This is a genomic window from Micrococcus sp. Mcc28 (assembly GCF_024519775.1).
Lineage (GTDB): Bacteria > Actinomycetota > Actinomycetes > Actinomycetales > Micrococcaceae > Micrococcus > Micrococcus luteus.
On sequence record NZ_JALJRH010000066.1, the window covers coordinates 1 to 307 of the forward strand.

Genomic DNA, 307 nt, shown 5'->3' on the forward strand with positions numbered 1-307 from the left:
GCAGGAAGAGGAGAAGGAAAAGGAAGAGAAAAGAGAAAGGGAGAAGGAGAAGAACAAAAAGGAGGAGGAGAAGGAAAGAAGGAGAGGGGGGAGAGAAGGAGGAGAAAAGGAGAAAAAGAAGAAGGGGGAAGAAAAGGAAAAGAGGAAGGAGGGGGGAAGGAGAAAGGGAGAAGAAGAAGAGGGAAAGAGAGGGGAAAGAAAAGAGAGGAAAGGAAAAGGAGGAGAAGGAAAGGAAGGAGGGGGAGGAAAAAAGAAGGGAAAAAGGAAAGAAAAGGGGAATAAAGAAGGAAAGAAAAGAAGATAAATG

1 protein-coding gene is annotated in these 307 nt (G+C 44.6%); it reads left to right on the forward strand.

Going from position 1 to position 307, the window contains the following annotated elements; genetic code table 11:
* Positions 1-307 (forward strand): hypothetical protein (locus NR073_RS11480; RefSeq protein ID WP_256748857.1); only part of this gene is annotated, 307 nt, incomplete at both ends.